This window comes from Pseudomonas fluorescens (assembly GCF_005938625.1).
Classification (GTDB): Bacteria; Pseudomonadota; Gammaproteobacteria; order Pseudomonadales; family Pseudomonadaceae; genus Aquipseudomonas; species Aquipseudomonas fluorescens_BD.
Genome location: NZ_VCNJ01000064.1, coordinates 1 through 3,405 on the forward strand (window position 1 = coordinate 1; position 3,405 = coordinate 3,405).

The window sequence follows — 3,405 nt, forward strand, 5'->3', positions numbered from 1 at the left end:
TTCGGGTTCCGATGACTGGCGCGCTCCAGTCGTTTAATCGCGGCTGACAGTTGTACCGCCCCGGCCGGCATCGCTGGTCGGGGCGCACTCACTTTTAAAGAATTTTTGCCAATAGCCCCTTGAGGGGCTGTTGCGCGTTGCAGCACTGCGCGAGGAACAAGGGATGTTCTCACCGGCCAACCAGCCTCATTTCAACCTGACCGTCGATGGCGGCGATAGCGACTTTCAAGTGCTGTCGTTCACCGGTCGTGAGGCCCTCAACACGCCGTTCGAATTCGAGCTGGAACTGGTCAGCGAAAAGGCCTCGATCAACCTTGAAAGCGTGCTGCACAAACTGGCGTTTCTTCAGCTGTCGCCAACCGGTACGGGCATCCACGGGCTGGTCTACAGCATCGCTCAGGGCGAGGCGGGCAAACGCCTGACCCGCTACAAGATTTCCCTGCGCCCGCAACTGGCGTACCTCGCGCATCGGGTCAATCAGCGCATCTTCCAGCAGATGACCGTGCAGCAGATCATCAGCCAAGTGCTGGAAGAACACGGCATCCTTGCCAGCGATTACCACTTCCAGCTCAGCGCGATTTATCCCGAGCGCATTTATTGCGTGCAGTACGACGAGTCGGACCTGGATTTCATCCAGCGCTTGTGCGAGGAGGAGGGGATTCATTACCACTTCCAGCACACGTCCAGCGGCCACAAACTGACCTTCGGCGATGACCAGACGGTGTTCCCGAAACTCACGCCAGTGGCCTATCAGCAGGACTCCGGACTGGTCGCCGACAAACCGGTGGTCAAGCGCTTCGGCCTGCGTCTGGCCACGCGCACCAGCCGCACCACGCGGCGTGATTACGACTTCGTCAAACCGAAAATCGAGCTGGAAAGCGACGCCAAAAGCAGCGCCCAACCGGACCTTGAGGATTACGATTATCCGGGCCGTTTCGTCGATCGCGAGCGTGGCAAGCACCTGGCCAATCGCGCGCTGGAACGGCATCGCAGTGACTATCGTCTTGCCGAAGGCAACAGCGATCAGCCGATCCTCGTCAGCGGGCATTTCCTCGCCCTGACCGACCACGCCAACCCGACGTGGAATGACCTCTGGCTGCTCACCGAAATCTTCCACGAAGGCAAACAGCCTCAGGTACTCGAAGAGTCGGTGACCAGCGACACCACCGACAACAAGGACGATTTCCACCAGGGCTACCGCAACCGCTTCAGCGCCATCCCGTGGGACGTGCCGTATCGTCCGCCGCTCGATCACCCGAAACCGAAAGTCCTCGGCACGCAAAGTGCGGTGGTTTGCGGCCCTGAAGGCGAAGAGATTTACTGCGACCAGTACGGCCGGGTGAAGGTGCAGTTTTTCTGGGACCGCGAAGGCAAGCACGACGACATGACCAGTTGCTGGATGCGCGTCGCGTCGAGTTGGGCGGCGGAAACCTTTGGTTCGATCAACATTCCGCGTGTTGGCATGGAGGTGTTGATCACCTTCCTTGAGGGCGATCCCGATCAGCCGCTGATCACCGGTTGCCTGTACCACGGCGCCAATCTGCCGCCGTACAAACTGCCGGATTTCAAGACCCTGGCCACGGTCAAGAGCAAGGAATACAAGGGCAGCCGCGCCAACGAACTGCGCATCGACGACACCACCAGCGAGATCAGCATCGCGCTGCGCAGCGACCACGGTGCGAGTGCGATCAACCTCGGTTACCTGACCCATCCGCGTCCTAGCGGTGGTCAGCCGCGCGGTGAAGGTTTTGAGTTAAGAACCGATCGCCACGGTGCCGTGCGTGCGGCGGCCGGTCTGCTGATCACCACCGAGCCACGCCCGAACGAATCCAAGCACCACAAGGACCTGCCGGAAACTGCCGAACGCCTCGCCACTGCGAGCGATCAGCAAGATGGATTCGCCGTTCAAGCGAAAGAGTTGCAGGCCCAAGAGGCCGGCGATCAGGACGACGTCGCCAAAGCGCTGCACGCCCAGCACCAAGGCGTACTCGGCAGCGGTCCAGCCAACCTCACCGCCAACGAATTCCCCGAGTTCACCGAGCCGCATCTGGTCCTCGCCAGTCCCGCCGGCATTGCCCTGACCACGCCGCGCTCCAGCCACATCGCCACCGGCGAACACCTGGCGCTTAGCAGTACCGGTCACACCAGCCTGTCGATCGGCAAACGCCTGCTGGCCAGCGCCAGTCGTGGCATGCGCCTGTTCGTGCAAAGCATGGGATGGCGGCTGGTCGCGGCCTCCGGCGACATCGACGTGCGCGCGTTGAAGGACAGCATCAACCTGCTGGCCAAACTCAACATCACCGCCAACGCCGACCGCATCACCATCACCGCCAAGACCGAACTGGTGATTCAGGGCGGCGGCAGCGCCACGACCTACAACGCCGGCGGCATCACCCACGCCACCAGCGGCCCGTACACCGCGCACGCGGCGAACTTCGCCTACACCGGCGCGAAAAGTCTCGCCGGGGTATTCCCGGAACCGCCGAAACCGGGCAAGGGCAACCTGGAATTGTTCAACCAGTACGCCGGGCGACAAGGCATCAAGGAAGGCGATTACGAAGTCATCGATGCCCTGGGCAAAAGCATCAAAGGCAAGCTCGACGGCAAGGGTTTCGCCAGCGTCGCCGGCGCCGCACCGGGGCCTGCGCGGGTGCTGTTCGGCAAGGATCCGGCGGACACCTGGAGCGATGGCAGTTACATCGGCAAGCCGGAGTGGCCGTTGAATCCGCCGGGGGCCGAAGACGTGCCGAGCCAAGTGCAGGCGATGGTCGCGCAGGTCTTGCCTAGCAAGAGCTGGGAGATGTTGGAGAAGGGTAAGGACATGGCGCAAACAGGGATGAGTGCGATGCAGACCGCGCAAGGTGCGATGCAAACGGCGCAGCAAGTGAAAGGTGTGGTGCAGGGCGGTGTGGCCGGGTTGCCGAAATTGGCGAGTGCGGCAATGCCGAGTGCTTCGGGGCTTCTAGGGGCGGCAAGCAAGGCGGGCAAGTTGCCGAGCCTGCCCGCACCGAGTCTGCCAAAACCTTCCTTGAAAACCCCGGGCCTGTTGGCGGGTGAGATGCTGTCATGACGACTGAAGTAGCTGCTGTAAAACGTGAACCTCAGGTTGCCATCGTTCCATTGAATGCCATTGACATTCAGGACGTCGCCAGCAGTGCGGCAACCTTCGATGCTTGGCTGCAATCGGCTACGGATGGCGTGGTCACGCTTGATCGAATCAAGAACTACGCCGGCTTCCTGCCGGTGGTGGGCAACATCATGGCGCTGGTCGATGCGCTGGGTGACATCGTCACCCTGTCGAACGCCAAGCAACGCGACTTGCTCGCTTGGGCCAGTCTTGGCATCAACCTGATCGGCGTCTTGCCGTTGCCGCCGTCGATGGCCGCGGCGCGGATGACCCTGCGC

General features: G+C 61.8%; 2 protein-coding genes. Both read left to right on the plus strand.

Going from position 1 to position 3,405, the window contains the following annotated elements; genetic code table 11:
* The first annotated feature begins 163 nt into the window (after window positions 1–163).
* Window positions 164–3,070 carry a type VI secretion system tip protein VgrG gene (locus FGA82_RS28020; protein ID WP_141129604.1) on the plus strand — a complete coding sequence of 969 codons (2,907 nt, stop codon included), beginning with the start codon at window positions 164–166 and terminating at the stop codon, window positions 3,068–3,070.
* A partial coding sequence (locus tag FGA82_RS28025; protein ID WP_141129605.1) for a hypothetical protein occupies window positions 3,067–3,405 on the plus strand: 339 nt, incomplete at its 3' end. The genes FGA82_RS28020 and FGA82_RS28025, both read left to right, overlap by 4 nt.

What these genes read in the sequence shown, in the direction of transcription:
- FGA82_RS28020 (WP_141129604.1), top strand. Translation starts at nt 164, where the DNA reads ATGTTCTCACCGGCCAACCAGCCTCATTTCAACCTGACCGTCGATGGC.